Genomic DNA, 18,027 nt, shown 5'->3' on the forward strand with positions numbered 1-18,027 from the left:
ATCACTTCGGGTGTCTTTAGGCTCGCTTCAGGTGTGGCGGGCCACCCTCGGGGCTGTCTAATCACCTCGGGGAGGGAGACCCCATGTTCAAGCGACGCGTCGCCATCGTCACCGCGGTCGCCGCGCTCGGCCTGGCCGGGATGGCCGGGTCCGCGCTGGCCGACGAGGGGCCGGTCAGGGTGCACGGCGGTTCCGAACTGGTCCTGCAGGGCGGGCGGTTGACGTGCTGGTTGAGTGACGGCGAGGTCGTCAAGTTCTCCAAGGCGAAGGTCACCGAGCTCATCGAGGGGGACTTCGTCGAGCCGACGCTCGAATGGTCCGTCACGGAGGACGGCGTGACGACCGTTCCCGCCGACCGGTTGTCGATCAGCGTTCCCGCCAAGAAGCTGCCGGGCAAGGCCGGCAAGCGCTGGAAGCACCGCCGCCTCATCCACCTCACCTGTGTGGTGGACGAGCCCGTGTACAAGGACTCCGTGTACAAGGACAGGGCACTGTACAAGTAGGCGGTATGAGCGCTCCCGGGCCCCCGGGGGCGCTCATTTCGGTTTAGCGGGACAAACGGGGTTCGGCGCGGAAAGATGGGGAGGCCGGTCCTCGGGGCCGGAGCCGCGGGCAGGTCGTGACGGAGGCGAGGAGAGGGCGCCGCCACCAGGACGTGCCGCCGACCCGGAATCGGCGGGGCGATCCGACGACGGAGAAGTGCTGGTTGCCGCGTGCCTACCTGGATCAAGACCCTGCGCCCCTTTGACGCGCTCGCCGCGCTGGCGGTGATCGAGCGAACGACCGACCTGCGCGAGGCGGAGCGCTTCATCAGGCTCTACCACGCCGAGAACCCCTCCGCCGGGGGCCTGCACGCCCGGCTCCGCGACGTCGCCAGGGATGTGGCCCGCTACGGGACCTACACGCACACGTACGAGGAGCTCGAGTTCGGCGCCCGGGTGGCCTGGCGCAACAGCAGCCGGTGCATCGGGCGGCTGTACTGGCGCTCGCTGAAGGTGCGTGACCGCAGGCAGGTGAGCACGGCCGAGGGGGTGGCCCTCGAATGCGTCGCCCACCTGCGGGAGACCACGGGAACCGGCAAGATCAGGCCCACCGTCACCGTCCTGTCCCCCGACACCCCTGCCCTGCCCGGCCCCCGGATACTGAACGAACAGCTCATCCGCTATGCCGGGCACCGCACCAGTGGCGGCGTCGTCGGCGATCCCAGGAACGTGTCGCTCACGGACATGGCCAAGGCCCTCGGGTGGCGGGGCGGGTCCGGGCGGTTCGACGTGCTGCCGCTGATCATCCAGCCCAGCCTCGGCGATCCGCTGCTGTGCAACCTGCCGGGGGACGCCGTGCTGGAGGTGCCGCTGGTCCACCCCGAATACCCCTGGTTCGCGGAGCTCGGGCTGCGCTGGCACGCCGTACCGGCTATTTCGGATATGTGCCTGGAAATCGGTGGCATCTGCTACCCGTGCGCCCCCTTCAACGGCTGGTACATGGGCACCGAGATCGGCGCCCGCAATCTTGCGGACATCGACAGGTACGACCAGCTCAAGGTGGTCGCGGAACGCCTCGGGCTGGACACCTCCACCGAGCGCTCCCTGTGGCGCGACCACGCGCTGGTGGAGCTGAACGTGGCGGTGCTGCACTCGTTCGAGCGGGCGGGGGTCACGATGACCGACCACCACACCGAGGCGCGCCGCTTCCTCACCCACCTGTCGCGCGAGGAGAAGGCCGGGCGCGTCTGCCCCGCGGACTGGTCGTGGATCGTGCCCCCGTTATCGGGCAGCGCCACCCCGGTCTTCCACCGCTACTACGACACCCGCGTCCTGACCCCTGCCTTCGTCCACCACCGTTAGCCGCTCGCGCAGCGCGGTCAGCTCGGACGCGGTCAGGCCGCCCGACCGCAGGTACTCCTCGGCGTCGAGGCCGTCCAGGAGCGCGCGGATCACCTCGGCCGTGGTGGTGCCCGCCTGGGCGAGGCGCCGCTCCACGCGCAGGCCGTCGTCGGGCTGGCCCAGCCTGGCGTAGAGGGGCCGCAGGCGGGCCGCAGACAGCTCGTAGTCGGCCAGGATGTCCCGCTGGGGCACTCCGGCCAGGGCGAGCAGCAGCAGCGTGACCAGCCCGGTGCGGTCGCGCCCGGCCACGCAGTGCACCAGCACCCCGCCTGGGGGCGCCTGGGCGATCGCGCGCAGGGCGCGGGCGCACCGGTCCGGCCACCGTTCCATGAAGGGCCGCAGATAGAGCGGCGTCCCGCCGTACGCGCCGCGGTTCGGGTCGTCGGGATGGTCCAGCGGCACCTGGACGACGGTCATCTCCGGGGGACGGTGGCCGGGCCCCGCCCGGTGCTCGCCGGGGGTGCGCAGGTCCAGGATCGTGCGTACGCCGTGGGCCGCCGCGGCCTGCCAGCCCGCCGGGGTCAGCCGGTCGGGAGTGTCGGAGCGCACCACCGCCCCCCAGCGCGTGCGGCGCCCGCCGGCCGCCGGTAAACCACCCAGATCACGTACGTTGGCGCAGCCGTCCCACTCCAGATCCCTGTTCACCCGATCACCGTATCCTTGCCTTCCGGGGCTAGAACATGGTTCGGTGAGGGCATGGCGGAACTCGTACTCTCTACGCTCGACCAGGGCGTGCTCACGCTGACCTTCAACCGTCCCGACACGTTGAACGCCTGGACGGACGCCATGGGGCGGCGCTACTTCGACCTGCTGGCACAGGCCGAGAAGGACCCCGAGGTGCGGGCCGTGGTGGTCACCGGCGCGGGCAAGGGGTTCTGCTCGGGCGCCGACTTCAAGACGCTGACCGCCATCCAGACCGGCTCGTACGACGAGGAGCCCGATCCGCGGCCCAACACGTTCCCCACGACCATCGGCAAGCCGATCATCGCCGCCGTGAACGGGGCCTGCGCCGGGCTGGGCATGGTGCACGCGCTCGTCTGCGACCTGGTCTTCACGGCCGAGGAGGCCAAGTGGACGACGGCGTTCCCGCGCCGGGGGCTGATCGCCGAGTACGGGCTGTCCTGGGTGCTGCCTCGCGTCATGGGCCAGCAGCGGGCCATGGACATCCTGCTGTCGGGGCGGGTGTTCACCGGGCGGGAAGCGTACGAGCTGGGGCTGGCCAACCGGGCGGTGCCGGGGGAGTCGCTGCTGGCGCAGGCCTGCGAGTACGCCAGGGAGCTCGCGGCGCACAGCTCGCCGGCGTCGATGGCGGTGATCAAGCGGCAGGTCTGGCACGACTGGGACACCACGCTGGAGGAGTCCGCCAGGACGGCCACCCAGGAGATGATCGCCTCCTTCGGCCGCCCGGACTTCACGGAGGGCGTCGCCAGCTTCCTGGAACGCCGCCCGCCGAACTTCCCGCCGCTGTGAGACCCCGCCTATGGCAGCCCGCCCATCGGACGGCGCCCGCCCTCGTGCGCGTCGCTCGTGCGCGTCGTCCGGTCCGAGGGGGCGGGCGTGCCAGGACGGGGTGGCGCGTGTCTCAGGTGGGGCGGCCGGGAGGGTTCAGGCCACGCGGTGGGCGCCCGCGGCCAGGGTGGCGGGCAGGAACCGGGGAGCCTGGAAGCCGCGCTCGGCGTAGGCGCTCGTCACCGACCCCTGAACGGTGTCCAGGCGGTCCTCCGGCACCAGGGCGATGGCCGAGCCGCCGAAGCCGCCGCCCGTCATCCGCGCGCCCCGCGCGCCGCCCCTGATCGCCGCCTCCACGGCCACGTCCAGCTCGGGGGATGAGACCTCGTACTGGTCTCGAAGTGACAGGTGGGAGGCGTTCAGCAGGGCGCCGATCTCCGTGACGGCGCCCGCGCGCAGCAGGCCGATGAGCGCCTCCACGCGATGGTTCTCCGTGACGACGTGCATCGTGCGCTTGCGCTCGGCGCCCTGCAACCGCTCCAGGGCCGCCGCCAGGTCCGTCACGTCGCGCAGGGCCGGGACGCCGAGCTTGCGGGCCGCCGACTCGCACTCAGCGCGGCGCTTGGCGTATTCGCCGCCCGCGTGCTCGTGGTGCACCTGCGTGTCGATGATGAGCAGGCTCAGGCCGTGGGAGGCCAGGTCGAGCGGGATGTTCCTGGAGCCGAGGGAGCGGCAGTCGAGGAACAGCGCGTGCCCCTCCTGGCACAACGCCGAGGCGGCCTGGTCCATGATGCCGCAGGGCATGCCGACGAAGTCGTTCTCCGCCTTCTGGCTGAGCAGGGCGAGCTCCATGGGCGTCAGGCCCAGGCCGTGCAGGTCGTTGAGCGCCGAGGCGACGGACACCTCGAGGGCGGCGCTGGAGCTGAGGCCCGCGCCCTGCGGGACGTCGCCGTCGATGGCGATGTCCGCGCCCGCCACCCGGTCGCCCAGCATGGCCAGCACGCCCACGACGTAGCGGGTCCAGCCCTTCGACTCCTCGTGGCTCGCCATGGTGACGGGCTCGCCGGAGGACTGGAGCGACAGCAGGCGGATGGTACGGTCCGCGCGCGGCGTGATCGCGGCCGTCACGCCCCAGGGCACCGCGAAGGGCAACACGAAGCCGTCGTTGTAGTCGGTGTGCTCGCCGATCAGGTTGACCCGGCCGGGCGCATGCCAGACGGCCTCGGGGGACGCGCCGTAGGCGGCACGAAAAGCTTCAACAACGCGCATAACCGAACACTCCTCAACAAAGCCCCGACCGTAGACTAGCGCCATGGAGGAGCTCCTGGATCCAGGACTCGGTCAGGTCCGGGTGTTCCTGATGCACGACGACAACAAGCCGCGCAAGCTCAAGTACAACCTGGGCCATTCGCGCCTGCTGACCTTCGGCGGCGCCTACTCCAACCACATCAGGGCGGTCGCCGAGGCCGGGCGGTGGCACGGGATCGACACGATCGGCGTCATCCGCGGCGAGGAGCACCTGCCGCTGAACCCTTCGCTCGCCCACGCGGTGGCCTGCGGCATGACGGTCACCTATCTCGATCGGGCCTCCTACCGGCTCAAGCACACCGAGGAGGTGCGGGCGCGGCTGCGCGAGCGGTGGGGCGACGACTTGGTGATCCTGCCCGAGGGCGGGAGCAACGCGGCGGCCGTGCGGGGCTGCGCGGAGCTGCCGGGGGAGATCTCCGAGGAGTACGACGTCATCTGCTGCCCCGTCGGGACCGGGGGCACGCTGGCCGGGATCTCGGCGGGGTTGCCGGAGGGGAAGCGGGCACTCGGGTTCGCGGTGCTGAAGGGGGCCGGGTTCCTCGCGGGCGAGGTGGAGAGGTTGCAGCGGGAAGCGTACGGCCGTACGTGGTCGAACTGGTCGATCAACCTCGACTACCACTTCGGCGGATACGCCCGGACAACCCCCGCCTTGGACCGATTTATCGCGAAATTTCGGGTTGAGGGGATTTATGTGGCGAAGATGCTCTACGGCCTCCTCGACCTCGTACGCCAGGGAGCCTTCGCCCCCGGCACCCGTATCGTCGCCGTGATCACCGGTCAGCCCTCCACGCCCGTGGCCGAGTGGGACGCCCCGACCGGCTTCGACTCGGGCGAGCCCCGCTGGCGCAGGTAGATCGACAACACCACCATCGACAACACGGCCAGCAGCTCCGACTGCCAGTTCTGCAGGCTGCGGTCCCAGAACTCGGCCGAGGTGACGTACGAGCCCCACGAGACCGGATCGCGCAGGTCGCTGAGCCGCTCGGAGTTGTACGCCGCCTGCCCCGCCACCGACTGCGCCAGCCACGACAACACGAAGAAGCCCCCCATCACCAGCCCCAGCGAGTTGCTGAACAACCACAACCGCACCCCATGCGCCCTGGCCCAGGCAGGCGAGCGGTCATGGGCGTAGCGTCCGATCTGCTGCCGTTCCTCGGACTCCACCCCCTCCTCGCCCGACTCCTTCGACTCGGGCGAGCCCTTCTGGACGAGCCAGACGGTGAGCATGATGAACAGGAAGAACTGCAGGTATTCGGACTGCCAGTTCTCCGCCACGTCCACGGCGAACGCCGAGGAGGCCACGTACTGGAAGAACGAGGCCGGCTCGGCGCCCTCGGCCACCTGCCGGTCGTTGAACTGCAGCAGCCCGGCCACCGCCTGCCCGCCCAGCGCCAGCAGGAACATCACCAGGAACGCCAGCGCCAGCGAGTTCTCCCTGAGCCACCTCACAGCCGCGACCACCCCACGGCGAAGAACCACGCCAGGCCGGTCACGATGACGATCAGAGTCAACGTGAAGATCACGCGCATCAGTCCTCAACCTCGCACGCGTAGGGGAGGTCGCCCATCGGCCGGCAACCGGCGGCCTTGACCCGCCAGCCGTAGCTGAAGCGGTGCAGGAAGAGCGTGTCGCCGGTCAGCCGCACCTGTGCCTCGTCGCCCCACACGCCGACCGAGGCGACCGGGCCGCCGGGGCCGAGCCGCAGCTCCCGCAGCGCGTCGGCGCAGGTCTGACCGGGGTCGGGGAGCCTGTCGGCCGTCCTGCGGGTGAGCAGCGCGCACGCGGCCTCCTCCCGGTGCGCGGCCAGCGCCGCATGGAAGCGCTCCGCCGCCCGCGCGGGCGGGGCCGTGTCCACGGCGCAGCCCGCGACCAGCGCCAGCGCGACGAGCGGGATCCTCATGATCCCCCTGCTACCCACAGGCGGATCAGGCAAGCGTTCAGCCCAGCTGGTCGAGGACCGGGGAGACCAGCGCGTTGAGCTCGCGGGCCAGCACCGTCACGGCCCGGTGCGCGCTCTGCTCGACCTCGTCGTGCGGCCCCTCGGGCTCCGGCGGCAGGTCGTCGAGCGGCACCGGCGCCTCGACGAGCAGCGTGGCGCGCAGGAACGGGATCCTGGCCAGGTCCTGCTGGGTCGGCTCGACGTACTGGCCGAAGGTCTCCTGCCAGCCCAGCCAGCCGCGGTCGCGCCACCAGGCCCGCGACCGGGTCAGCTCCTCGGGCAGCGGCGAGACGACCCTGACGCGCGCGTAGAGCGTGCCGTCCCAGGTGTTGCGGTGGCAGGTCGCCTCCAGGACGCGCCGGTCCCACCGCACGTAGCCAGGAGTCAGCGACGGCGGCGTGGCCAGCCGCCACGCCGCGCACGCGAACCTGACGGGCGCGATGTCCCCCCACTCGAACTCGTCCAGGTTTTTACGCACGTGTACGGCATAGCGCCCGTCACGGTCCCTGTCGAACTCCTGATCGATCCAGAACGCCTTGCCCATGGAGTACACGCTACGGCGCTCCCGTACTTTTCCGCGTGAGGTCCGGAGATCTCGGAATGCCCTGTGACCGGAGTGACACATGTGTAGCTTTTTCACATTGTTTGGATGACATTGGAGTGAGTAATGGCGTCAGAACAGCTCGACGCGGCCATGAGCTACTGGAAAGCGGGAGATCTCGATGAGGCCGCCGCGCTGTTCAGGCAGATCGCGGCCACGGGCGACCCGGAAGCCTCCCATCTGCTGGCCGGACTGCTGCAGGAGCAGGGGGACCTGGACGGCGCCGAGGCGGCGCACCGATCGGTGATCCAGTCGGGCGACCCGGTGTTCGGGCAGCGCTCGGCCATCGCCATGGGAATGATGCTGGTCAACGTCAGGGAGTGGCCCGCGGCGCACCGGGTGTTGTCGATCGCCTCCAGCGGGGCCGACTTCGAGGTGGCCGCGCTCGCCGACACGGCGATGGTGCTGGTGTGCACGCAGCTGGGCGACGCGCCGGGCGCGCAGGCGGCGCTGGAACGGGCGCGCAGATGCGACAGCCCCGCCGTGGCCGAGCTGGCCGCCCGGCTGGAGCTGCCCGAGTTCCACCAGGACCCGGCCTCGGCCCGCGACCTGTATGAGGCGGCCGAGCGCGAGGACGACTACCGGGCGCTGCTGACCTGCGGCGATCCCGACGTGGTGGCGTTGTCGGCGTTCCGGCTCTATCAGATCTACGCCGACGAGGAGGAGTTCGAGCAGGCCCGCGAGGTGTGCGAGCACGCCATCGCCGTCGGCCACCCCGACCACCTGGCCATGGCGCACAAGCTGCTCGGCGCGGTGCTGGTGGACCTGGGCGAGTACGCCGAGTCCGCGGCCGCCTACCGGGTGGCCGCCGAGGACCCCAGGCCCGAGGTCCGGCTGCCCTCGCTGATCGAGCTGGCCAAGGTGACCGCGCAGCTCGGCGACGAGGAGGAGACGAAGGCGATCTTCCGCAGGGTGATCGCCAGCGGGCAGCGCGAGTTCGTCGTGGAGGCCCAGGCGTGCCTGGCCCAGATGCACACGGAGGCGGGCGAGCCGGCCGAGGCGCTGGCCGCGCTGCGTGCCGTGCTGGAGGCGGGCGAGAGCGAGTGGGCCTCGATCTGCGTCACCCTGCTCGGCCTGCTGCTCGAACAGCACCCCGACGCCTACGACCAGGTCATGGAGCTGGTGGAGCTGGCCTCTGGGCATGAGGACCCCGACGCCGGGTTCAAGGCCGCGCTGATGCTGGAGCACGCCGCCAGGCAGCAGCCGCTGGCCGACCCCGTGGCGGAGCAGGCGCTGCAGGACACCGACGACGGGCTGGCCCGTCTACAGGCCGGCGAGCTGGCCGAGGCCAGGCGGCTGCTGCGGGTGGCGGCCGACGCGGGGGCCGGCACCGAGTCGATCAGGGCCATGGTGATGCTCGCCGAGCTGGAGCTGGGCGAGGGCGACCGGGAGCAGGCCGACGAGCTGCTGGCGTACGTGGCCGAGTGCGACGACGTGCTGCAGGCGTTCAACGCGACGTTCCTGCTGCACCTGCTGCGGGAGTCGGCCGACGAGCCGCATCCCGTGCTGGGGGCGATGCTCGACCACCAGCGGCTGGGCAGGGAGGACGGGCTGGTCCGCTACCGCGCGGCCATGGACCACGCCGACCCGGCCGTCTCCGCGATCGGCACCGCCGTGTTCGCGCAGGTGCTGGCCTCGATCGGGTACGACCTGTCCGAAGCGGCCAAGATGTTCCAGTCGGCGGCGGACTCCGGTGATCCGCTGGCTTTGTCGTATACGGCGGTGATCTGCAAGGACGTGTTGTCCGACGCGGGCGAGGCGGTCGCCATGTTGCGCCGGGCCCGGTCGGATGGTCATGCCGTGCTGGCGCCGTGGGTGGCGTACGCGCTGGGCGGGCTCGTCGCGGAGCGTGACCTCGGGGAGGCGCGCACGGCGTACCAGGTGGCGATGGACACCGGGTGCGGCGGGTTGCGGTTCGCGGCGGCGGCGGAGCTGGTGCAGGTCTTCGAGCGGCAGGGCGACCTGCTCGCGGCCTGCCGCGTGCACGAGCGGCTGATCGCGGACGGGGCGGTGGAGCGCAGTGCCTGGCCGCTCGGGTACACGAGGGTCAGGCTCGACGACTTCGACGCCGCGCGGGCGGCCTTCGCCATGGCGCCCGGCGAGATGGGCACGTTCGGCACGTTGCTGCTCGACCGGGACTTCGACGGGGCCGCGCGGGCGTTTCCCGAGGGGGACGCGTGCTGGATGGCGAGCACGCTGGCGATGGAGAGCGCGCACGCCTGGCAGCGCACCGGGCAGACGGCCGCCGCTGACGGCGCGCTGTCGCTGGTGGCCGCGTCCGGGCACCCGGAACTGCGCCAGCGGGCGGGCTGCTACCTCGGCGCCCTGCGCAACGACTCGGGCGACGAACGCGGCGGGATCGACGCCTGGCGGCGGGCCGTCGGCGACGACGAGCACCTGAACGGCGTGGCCCGGCACGCCGTCGGCAAGATCCTCCAGGAGCTCGGGGAGCATGCCGAGGCCGCGGAGGCGTTCGCCCGGGTGCCGGACTCCGGCGACGAGGGCCGGCGGGCCGAACTGGCCCTGCGGCTCGGCGAGTCGCTGGTGGCGTGCGGCCGCGAGGAGGAGGCCCGGGAGCGGCTGGCCGCGACGTTCGGCGCGGACGCGACGCTGCACTTCGCCCGGTTCCTGAACGACCACGGCGACCCGCAAGGAGCGCTCGCGGCCATGACGGGCGAGCCGCCCGAGGTGACGGGGGAGTCCGAGCGCCTGCTCGGCGCCCTGCTCGCCAGGACGGGCGACCTGGAGGGTGCGAAGGCGGCCTTCGAACGCGCGGCGGCCATCGACCCTGGCTCGGCGGCGGAGACCATGCTGGAGGCGGGCCGCCGCCTGCTGGAGGCGGGAGAGAGCGAGGCCGCGCACTTCGCCCTGGAGCGGGCCGCGGCGCAGGAGGACGACGGGTACGCCGCCGCCGTGTCCCGCTTCCTCCTGGGCCGGGCCACCCCGGAAGAGCTGCCCTGGGTGCTGGCGGCGGAAGGCGACCGGCAGGGAGCGCTGGCGGCGCTGACCGGGCAGACCGGCTCCGAGCCGACGGCGGAGCTGCTGCTGGCGCTCGACGACGGCGACGTCCCGGGCGTTCAGCGCTTGCTGACTGCGACCGCCGACAGGGCCGACGCCCTGGCCCAGACGTTCGACGGAGCTAGTCGGCAGGATGACGACGACGTGGCCGCCGGGCTCTACCGGCTGGTCGTCGAGCTGGGCGACCCGGCGCTCGCCGCGCGGGCCGGGGTCCAGCTCGGGGCGCTGCTCGCGAACGACGGCCACCACTGCCGGGCCGAGCTGGCCTTCCTGCCCGCCACTCTCGGGGACGCCGAGGTGGCCTGGATGGCCTGGCGCAACATCGCCGTCGTCCGCCGTCGCCGCGGCGACCTCGACGGGGCGATCGAGGCGGCCCGCGCCGCGATGCCCGCCACCGCCGTCCTCCTCGCCGAGCTGCTGGCGGAGCGGGGCGACACCGCCCAGGTACGGGCGGCGCTGACCGCCGGAGCGGCCGGCGGCGACCTCGAATGCCTGCGTCAGCTGCTCGTCCATCTCCTCCAGGAGCAGGACCACGACGCCCTGGCGAAGGAGGCGGACCGGGCCGTGGGGACCGGCGACCCCGAGACCGTGGCGCTGGGCTACTGGGCGTGGGGCGACGTGTTCAAGGCACGGGGCGAGCTGCAGGACGCGGCCCGCATGTACGGCAGGGGCATCGACACCGGCTTCCCCGGCACCACGCCCAGCATGCGGGTGGACCTCGCCGGGGTCCTGCGCGAGCTGGGCGACGCGGGAGGCGCCTCGCGGGAGGCGCGGCTGGCCGTCGAGTCCGGTGATCAGGACGCGGTGGCCAGAGGCGGCATCCAGCTGGGCGTCTGGCTGCACGAGGAGGGCGACCGGCTCGCCGCCGCCGAGGCGTTCGCCGCGGCTGCCGGCACGGACACGGACCTGGCGCAGACCGCGCTGAACAATCTCGACACGCTCGCCTACCAGGCCTGCCAGCGCGCGGACCACTCACTGGCCGTCCAGGTGTTGTCGCTCATGGGCGCGCACGCCGCCGACCAGGCCCGCGAGCTCGGCGACCTGTGCGAGGACCCGGCGGCCATGCGGCGGTACTACGCGCTGGCCGGGTCGGACGCCTTCACCGAGCTGCGGGTGGCCGAGCGGCTGGCGGAGCTGGGCGAGACGGCCGAGGCCCGGACGATGTACGAGCGGCTGAACGAGCACGAGGACGCCGAGGTGCGCTTCGTGGCCGGCGGCAGGCTGCTCGCCCTGCTCGACTCGGAAGGCGACTCCGAGGCCTTCTACAGCCTGGCCGAGCGGCAGGCGGGCGACGCCGACAGCCCCGTGCAGGGGGTGTTCGGGAGCCTGCTGGGCATGCTCCAGGGTCGTCAGGGGGACACCGAGGAGTCGCTGCGCACGCTGCGGGCGGCGGCGGAGAGCGGGGAGCCGACGGCGCTCAGCGTGTTCGCCCAGGCGCTGGTCGGGGTGGGCGAGGTGGAGGAGGGGCGACAGGTGTACGTGCGCGTGGTCGACGCCGGTGACGCCGACCTCGCCGCGCGGGCCATGGTCGCGCTCGGGCAGACGTACCACGACGAGGACGAGTCGCGGGCGCGCGAGTGGTATCTGCGGGCCGTCGAGGAGGGCGAGGCGCGCAACAGCGCGGTGGGGGCGATGTGCCTGGGCCTGCTGGCCAAACGGAACCGGGACTTCCCCGAGGCCCTCACCTGGTACCAGCGGGTCATCGACGCGGGGGACCCGGAGTCGGGGCTGGCCGCGGCGCACCTCGGTGAGCTGTGCCACTGGCTCGGGGACCGCGACGGGGCGCTGCGCTACTACGAGCTGACGCTGGGGCTGACCGAGGAGGCCGACCTGGTGGCCGAGGCCGCCTGCCGGCTGGGGGAGATCCGGTACGCCCGCGGCGACCTGGAGCTGGCCAGGCGCCTTCTGTCGCAGGCCGTGGGCACGGGCGATCCCGCGTTCGGCCCTGAGGCGGAGGCGCTGCTGGGCAAGCTCGGCTGAGCCCGGCTCGAACGCCGAGGAGGCCATCACGGTGAACTTGCGATTAATTAAATGACCAATTAGTCTCATCTGGTCAACAAATGGGGTGAGACACATGGTCGGGCGGCCGCCGCAGGATCCCGCGCGCCAGGTCGAGCGGGCGCACCGGATCCTCGACGCCGCCGCCGAGCTGGTCCTGCGCTGGGGTTACGACAAGACCACGATCGACGACGTGGCCAGGCGGGCGGGTGTCGCCAAGGGCACCATCTACCTGCACTGGAAGACGCGCGACGACCTCCTCGGCGCGTTGTTGCGGCGCGAGCGGGTCCTCATGCTGGCCGAGGTGCGCCAGAGCGGGCCCGCCACGCTGAGCGCGTTGTTCGGGGAGTTCGCCCGGGCACTGCTGGGCCGGCCGCTGCTCCGGGCGGTGCTGGCGGGCGACTCCGAGGTGCTCGGCAAGCTCACGCGCCTGAAGCGGCACAGCACCAGCGGCCTGGAGCAGGGCGACGTCTACGATGCGTACCTGGCGGAGCTGATCAGGCACGGCGCGGTGCGCGCGGAGCCGGGAGACCACGCTCTGGTGATCAACTCGATCGTCTACGGGTTCCTGTTCTTCCCTGGTGGGGCGGAGCTGCCCCATGACCGGATCGCGGACCTGGTGGCCGACACCATCGAACGCGCCATGAGCCCCGGCCGCCGGCCGTCCCCCGGCCAGGCGAGCGCCGTGGCGCGGTCCACCCTCGACTTTCTCGACGCCATGGGGGAGGTCGCCCAGCGCAAGCTGGCCGCCTCCCTGGGCTCTAAGGAGCATGCCAAGTGAGGGCCGTACTCCCTCTCGAGGATGCCGCGGCCGATCTGGCGACCGTGGGTGGCAAGGGTGCCTCCCTGGCCAGGCTGACCAGGGCCGGGTTGCCCGTTCCCGGCGGTTTCCACGTCACGACCGGGGCCTACCGCACGTTCGTGGCGGGTTTCCGCGACAAGATCCTCCAGGCGGCGTCCTCGGGCTCGGCCGAAGAGATCGCGGCGCTGTTCGACGGGCACGACATGCCCGCCGAGATCGCCGCGGAGATCCGGCGGGCGTATGACGCGCTCGGCGACGACGTTCCGGTGGCCGTGCGCTCGTCGGCCACCGCCGAGGACCTGCCGGACATGTCGTTCGCCGGGCAGCAGGACACCTACCTGAACATCAGGGGCGACGCGCTGCTCGACGCGGTCAGGCGCTGCTGGGCCTCGTTGTGGAATCCACGCGCCGTCGCCTACCGCGACCAGAACGGCGTGCCGCACGACGACGTGGCGCTGGCCGTAGTGGTCCAGGAGCTGGTCGACGCGGATGCGGCGGGCATCATGTTCACTGCGAACCCCATCAGCGGCGCCCGCGACGAGACCGTCATCAACGCCTCCTGGGGGCTCGGCGAGGCCGTCGTCGGCGGCCAGGTCACCCCCGACACGATCGTCGTGTCCGGCGGCGCGGTCACCCAGTCGCGGATCGGCGACAAGACGGTCATGACCGTCCGCACCCCCGCGGGCACCCACGAGGAGCCGGTGCCCGCCGAGTTGCGTGGTGCAGCCGTGCTCGACCCCCGGCAGGCCGTGGAACTGGCCGGGATCGGCGAGCGTATCGAGGCCCTGTACGGCACGCCGATGGACGTCGAATGGGCCAGGTGCGGCAGCACGTTCGCCATCGTCCAGGCCCGCCCGATCACCGGCATCAAACCCCAGGCCGAGGAGTGGAACGACAGCCTCAGGGGCGACTACCTGTGGACCGCCGGCAACCTGGGCGAGGCCATCCCGGACGTGATGACGCCGCTGACGTGGTCGTTCGTGCGCCTGTTCATCCACGAGGCCATGTCCGCCTCGGCCCTGCCGGGCTTCGACCTGGTGGGCAACATCGGCGGCCGCTTCTACATGAACCTCAGCGTCGTCTACTCCATCGGCGCCGCCCTGGGCATGAAGAGCAGGCTCAGCGCGGTCGAGCAGGTCTTCGGCAAGCTCCCGCCCGGCCTCGACGTGCCGAAGCTGGAGATCTCGCGCTGGGAGATCGTCAAGCGCGTCCTGCCCTTGGCCGTCCGCATCCAGCGCCGGGTACGCGAGAACCTCAAGGGCATGCACGCGTTCCTGGAGACCTCGCGGCAGCGGTGCGAGGACTTGCGCGCCGGCATCGCCGCCACCGGCTCGGGGCCCGAGCTGGCCGACCTGTGGGCCCGCGAGATCGAGCCCCACATGGTCGCCTCCTGCCGCATGCTGGAGGCCGCGGGCCGCCAGGGCGGCGCCACGCTGGTCTACACCCGCGACAAGCTGCGCAAGCTGATGGGCGACGTGGCCGCCGAGGCGATGCTGACCGGCGTCAACGCCGACGGCGAGCTGGCCAGCCTGGGCCCGGTCATGGGCCTGTCCAGGCTGGCCCGCGGGGAGATCACCAGGGACGGGTTCGCCAGGATGTACGGGCATCGCGGGCCTCACGAGTTCGAGGTGTCGATTCCCCGGCCCGGCGAGGACCTCGGCTGGATCGACGCCCAGCTCGCGGGCCTGCGTGACCTGCGGGCCGACACGGAGGCGCTGCTCGCCCGGCAGGAGAAGGCCAGGGAGGAGGCGTGGGCGCGCTTCGCCCGGCGTTATCCGGGCAAGGAAGCGAAGATGCGCGCCAGGGTCCAGCGCTGGAATTCGGTCGTACGCGATCGGGAGCTCACGCGTTCGGAGAACATGCGGGCGTTCTGGGTGCTGCGGGCGTTCGCGGTGCGGGCGGGGGAGTTGTCCGGGCATGGCGACGACGTGTTCTTCCTCTACCTGGAGGAGCTGCTCGCGCTGCTGCGCGGCGACGAGGCCGCGCTGGAGCAGGTGCCGGTGCGGCGGGCGACCCACGAGCAGTACGCCGCGCTGCCGCCCTACCCGGCGCTGATCGTCGGCCACTTCGACCCCGTACGCTGGGCCGCCGACCCCGACCGGCGGGCCGACGTCTACGACGCCCGCGGCGGTGTTGCCCCGGTGAGCGACACCGTCACGGGATTCCCCGGCGCTCCGGGCGTCGTGGAGGGCGTCGCCCGCGTGATCTCCGGCCCCGAGGAGGGCGAGCGGCTCAAGGCAGGCGAGATCCTGGTCACGACGCTGACGAACGTGGGCTGGACCCCGATGTTCCCGCGCGCCGCCGCCGTGGTGACGGACATGGGCGCACCCCTGTCGCACGCCTCGATCGTGGCTCGCGAGCTGGGCATCCCAGCCGTGGTCGGCACCGGCAACGCCACCATGCGCCTGCGCGACGGCGACCGGATCAGGGTGGACGGCGAGCGGGGCACGGTCGAGTTGCTGGCGTGAAAAGACTCCGCCAAGTCGGCCGCCCGGAGGGCCGGCGGGTGATCACGTTGGTGACCATGATCGAACAGTGGACTTCCGAAGACGAACGCGAGCTCCAAGCCCGGTGCGCCAGCTTCAGGATCGCCAAGCTCGCACTCGACCACCGCCACGAAGCGGACAAGGAGGATGAGGCCGATCCGGCGGCGTGAGTGGGCCGAATTGCCCGCGTCCCTGGTGGACGAGGTGGAACGCCGCCTGGGCGCCGTGCGCGACTTCGAGCCGCGCCCAGGCGGCTTCGCGCCCGCTCCAGCGGGTTCAGGCGCGGCCCCGGCCCCTCGTCGTACGCCCGGCGCGCACGCTCGTTGACTAACCCCGCACGCCCAGCTCGCGGAACTCGGCGGGCGGCATCCCATGTGCCGCCCTGAACGCCCGGCTGAAGTGCGCCGCGTTGCCGAACCCCCAGCGCCCGGCGATCGCGCTCACCGGCCGGGACCGCAGCGCGGGGTCGAGCAGGTCGTGCCGGCACCGGTCCAGCCTGCGTTGCCTGATCCACCCGGCCACGCTGGTCTCCTGCGCCTCGAACAGCTTGTACAGCAGCCGTAACGAGATGTGGTGCGCGGCGGCGATCGTCGCGGGCGACAGGGCGGGATCCCCGAGCCGCTCCTCGATGTACGCCCGCACCCGCGCCAGCAGCACCTCCTGCCGCGTCTCCACGGGCACCGCCGAGACCCGGTCCGCGCGTCCGGCCAGCGCCACGGCCAGCAGGTCGAGCACGGCGGAGCCGAGCCGGACGCCCTCGGCGGGCGGGCAACCGTCGAGGCTGGCGGGCAGCTGGCGGGTGAGCGAGGAGATCAGGGCTCCGGTGCCGCGGTCGCCCGGCATGGCGGTCCCGGTGAGCCCGCCCAGGTCGCGGTCGGCGAGAGGGAGGAGGCCGCGCGGGAAGCTGACCGCGACGTTGACGGCGGAGACGGGGTTGACCCAGCGGCAGGGACGTGACAGGTCGACGAAGACGAAGTCGCCGGGGCGCAGCCTGGCCTGCCTGCCGTCCTGCTCGACGACGAGCTGCCCGCGTACGAGGACGTCGATCTTGCAGAGGCGCGGGTCGGCGCGGCGGATGAGGCGCTGCGTGCGCACCGCCTCGCCGCTGCTGGTGGACAGCTCGAACACCTGGGCGGCGCCCACTTCGGCGGCGACGGCCCTGCTGTGGAAGTCGCCGCCCTTGGGCATGCGCAACTCGAGAGGGGCGAGCAGGTCGCGCATGATCTGCTGCCAGTAGTCCCGCCTCGAGACCACCGGCTCGTCCTCGGCCTGGAACACGACACTCATGACGTTCACCCAACCACCCGCGGCGGCGGGCGGGCAACCGGCCCGTGCACGAATGGTCAAGCACCGTGCACGTCAGGAAGCTTTCACCCCGTAGGAGATCTCGACGCGCCGGTTCTTGGTCCGGCTCGCGTCGTCGGTGCCCGACGCGCGGGGGCGGCTCTCGCCGTACCCCTTGGCCTGGAGGTCCAGACCGCGGCCCGCCAGCAGCGTCGACAGAGCCGTGCGTACGGCCTGCGCCCTGCGGTTGGACAACCGCAGGTTGTAGGCGTCGCTCGCGCGGTCGTCGGTGTGACCGGCGATCCGCACGGTGCCGCCGGCCTCCTCCGCCTTGATCTGGTCGGCCACCGCGCGCAGCCGGTCGCGCGCCCGCGAGCTCAGGTCGGCCTTGTCGGTGGCGAACAGCACGTCGCTGGTCAGCACCACCGTGACCCGGCGCGGCTCGCGGACCTCGCTCTCGGTCCCGTCGAGCGACTCCACCGTCAGGTACAGGTCCTCGACCACTCCCTGAGCGTCCGCGGGATCGAGGCCGGAGGCGACGAGCACGCAGGCGCATGCCGCCTCACGCCAGCGGGACATCGGTGAACGTCCCCAGCAGCGGGATCTCCACGTTGACCTTGGTGACCTCGGCCGGCGGCGCGGGGAACGTGGCCGACAACGTCGCCGACTCGTCGGGCCCCACCGAGTAGAGGTCGTCGGTCGCCGAGCACACGCACGCGCCGCCCTGGCCGCCGCTGCGGGCGACCCGATAGCGCTTGGCGTTCACGGGGTCGACCAGCGAGACGCCGCTGACGTCGTTGGTCTTTCGGTCGGCGCTCATGTACGTGTAGATGTACCAGGTCCCGTCGTTGAGGGTGCTGGCCGACCAGTTGAGCGTGGCCAGCCGCCCTTCGCGCCGGAATCCGGTGATGTCCACGCGCACCTCCGCGCCCTTCACCTTCACCGTCCTGGTGGCGACGGTCCCGCCCTCCGGCTGCCCGGACCCGACGTCCGAGGCGGGCTCTTCGGAGGCCGTGGCGGGCGGCTCGGCGGGTGGGGGTTCGACGGCCGGCGACTGCTGGGCCGCCGCGGTCGTCGGGGGCTGCTTCGCCGGCTGCGTGTCCTCTCCTCTGTCCTGGATGGGTGCGCCGCAGGCCGCTACGAGGGCCAGCGACGCGACCACGATGATCGATTGCCTCATGGTCTGCGTCGTCTCCGTTTCTCGGGTGGCCTCCCAGTCTTTCGGCGGAGACGGCGGCGCTCATTGGCGTGGCCTGCAC

General features: G+C 72.1%; 16 protein-coding genes. 8 read left to right on the plus strand and 8 right to left on the minus strand.

The genetic code is table 11. The annotated features are described in order from the left end of the window. The first annotated feature begins 83 nt into the window (after positions 1-83). Both ACFLIM_RS05215 and ACFLIM_RS05220 read left to right on the plus strand, forming a co-directional pair. Positions 84-503, plus strand: a complete 420-nt coding sequence (locus ACFLIM_RS05215; protein ID WP_393162424.1) for a hypothetical protein — start codon at positions 84-86, stop codon at positions 501-503. 210 nt (positions 504-713) lie between these two features. After that, complete coding sequence (locus ACFLIM_RS05220) at positions 714-1,844, plus strand: nitric oxide synthase oxygenase (protein ID WP_393162426.1); 1,131 nt, start codon at positions 714-716, stop codon at positions 1,842-1,844. Here the strand turns inward: ACFLIM_RS05220 and ACFLIM_RS05225 are convergent. Then, a complete protein-coding gene (locus tag ACFLIM_RS05225; RefSeq protein WP_393162428.1) occupies positions 1,764-2,528 on the minus strand; it encodes a tyrosine-protein phosphatase in 765 nt (254 codons plus the stop codon). The genes ACFLIM_RS05220 and ACFLIM_RS05225 overlap by 81 nt on opposite strands. Before the next feature lie 51 nt (positions 2,529-2,579). Here ACFLIM_RS05225 and ACFLIM_RS05230 point away from each other — a divergent pair, with 51 nt between their 5' ends. Further along, positions 2,580-3,353 (plus strand): enoyl-CoA hydratase-related protein, encoded by a 774-nt coding sequence (locus ACFLIM_RS05230; RefSeq protein ID WP_393162430.1) that lies wholly within the window; start codon positions 2,580-2,582, stop codon positions 3,351-3,353. A 135-nt stretch (positions 3,354-3,488) separates the two neighbouring features. Here ACFLIM_RS05230 and galK read toward each other — a convergent pair whose 3' ends face one another. Next, positions 3,489-4,601, minus strand: a complete 1,113-nt coding sequence (gene galK / locus ACFLIM_RS05235) for a galactokinase (protein ID WP_393162432.1) — start codon at positions 4,599-4,601, stop codon at positions 3,489-3,491. Positions 4,602-4,644: 43 nt separating this feature from the next. On the opposite strand from galK, the gene ACFLIM_RS05240 reads away from it, so the two are divergent. Continuing rightward, on the plus strand, positions 4,645-5,493 hold the full coding sequence (locus ACFLIM_RS05240; RefSeq protein WP_393162434.1) for a 1-aminocyclopropane-1-carboxylate deaminase/D-cysteine desulfhydrase: 849 nt from the start codon (positions 4,645-4,647) through the stop codon (positions 5,491-5,493). Here ACFLIM_RS05240 and ACFLIM_RS05245 read toward each other — a convergent pair. The 3 genes from ACFLIM_RS05245 to ACFLIM_RS05255 all read right to left on the minus strand — a co-directional run bounded on the left by ACFLIM_RS05245 (position 5,418) and on the right by ACFLIM_RS05255 (position 7,123). Further along, a complete protein-coding gene (locus ACFLIM_RS05245) occupies positions 5,418-6,089 on the minus strand; it encodes a DUF6766 family protein (RefSeq protein WP_393162436.1) in 672 nt (223 codons plus the stop codon). The genes ACFLIM_RS05240 and ACFLIM_RS05245 overlap by 76 nt on opposite strands. Before the next feature lie 79 nt (positions 6,090-6,168). Then, on the minus strand, positions 6,169-6,540 hold the full coding sequence (locus ACFLIM_RS05250; RefSeq protein ID WP_393162438.1) for a hypothetical protein: 372 nt from the start codon (positions 6,538-6,540) through the stop codon (positions 6,169-6,171). A gap of 37 nt (positions 6,541-6,577) precedes the next feature. After that, on the minus strand, positions 6,578-7,123 hold the full coding sequence (locus ACFLIM_RS05255; protein ID WP_393162440.1) for a hypothetical protein: 546 nt from the start codon (positions 7,121-7,123) through the stop codon (positions 6,578-6,580). A gap of 123 nt (positions 7,124-7,246) precedes the next feature. On the opposite strand from ACFLIM_RS05255, the gene ACFLIM_RS05260 reads away from it, so the two are divergent. The 4 genes from ACFLIM_RS05260 to ACFLIM_RS05275 all read left to right on the plus strand — a co-directional run bounded on the left by ACFLIM_RS05260 (position 7,247) and on the right by ACFLIM_RS05275 (position 15,654). After that, positions 7,247-12,178, plus strand: a complete 4,932-nt coding sequence (locus tag ACFLIM_RS05260; protein ID WP_393162442.1) for a hypothetical protein — start codon at positions 7,247-7,249, stop codon at positions 12,176-12,178. Between the two features lie 94 nt (positions 12,179-12,272). After that, on the plus strand, positions 12,273-12,977 hold the full coding sequence (locus ACFLIM_RS05265; RefSeq protein ID WP_393162443.1) for a TetR/AcrR family transcriptional regulator: 705 nt from the start codon (positions 12,273-12,275) through the stop codon (positions 12,975-12,977). Further along, on the plus strand, positions 12,974-15,466 hold the full coding sequence (locus tag ACFLIM_RS05270) for a PEP/pyruvate-binding domain-containing protein (protein ID WP_393162445.1): 2,493 nt from the start codon (positions 12,974-12,976) through the stop codon (positions 15,464-15,466). The genes ACFLIM_RS05265 and ACFLIM_RS05270 overlap by 4 nt, the downstream gene beginning before the upstream one ends. After that, the gene (locus ACFLIM_RS05275) at positions 15,463-15,654 is read left to right on the plus strand and encodes a hypothetical protein (RefSeq protein WP_393162447.1); all 192 of its coding nucleotides are present in this window, start codon (positions 15,463-15,465) and stop codon (positions 15,652-15,654) included. Before ACFLIM_RS05270 ends, ACFLIM_RS05275 begins: the two co-directional genes overlap by 4 nt. A 157-nt stretch (positions 15,655-15,811) precedes the next feature. On the opposite strand, the gene ACFLIM_RS05280 is transcribed toward ACFLIM_RS05275, so the two are convergent. The 3 genes from ACFLIM_RS05280 to ACFLIM_RS05290 form a co-directional block, all read right to left on the minus strand. Then, positions 15,812-16,771 carry an AraC-like ligand-binding domain-containing protein gene (locus tag ACFLIM_RS05280; protein WP_393162449.1) on the minus strand — a complete coding sequence of 320 codons (960 nt, stop codon included), beginning with the start codon at positions 16,769-16,771 and terminating at the stop codon, positions 15,812-15,814. A 72-nt stretch (positions 16,772-16,843) separates the two neighbouring features. Next, a complete protein-coding gene (locus ACFLIM_RS05285; protein WP_393162451.1) occupies positions 16,844-17,347 on the minus strand; it encodes an OmpA family protein in 504 nt (167 codons plus the stop codon). Next, positions 17,331-17,948 carry a hypothetical protein gene (locus ACFLIM_RS05290; RefSeq protein WP_393162453.1) on the minus strand — a complete coding sequence of 206 codons (618 nt, stop codon included), beginning with the start codon at positions 17,946-17,948 and terminating at the stop codon, positions 17,331-17,333. The genes ACFLIM_RS05285 and ACFLIM_RS05290 overlap by 17 nt, the downstream gene beginning before the upstream one ends. Between the last annotated feature and the right edge of the window lie 79 nt (positions 17,949-18,027).

The organism is Nonomuraea marmarensis, assembly GCF_043197025.1.
In the GTDB taxonomy this organism is placed as follows: Bacteria; Actinomycetota; Actinomycetes; order Streptosporangiales; family Streptosporangiaceae; genus Nonomuraea; species Nonomuraea marmarensis.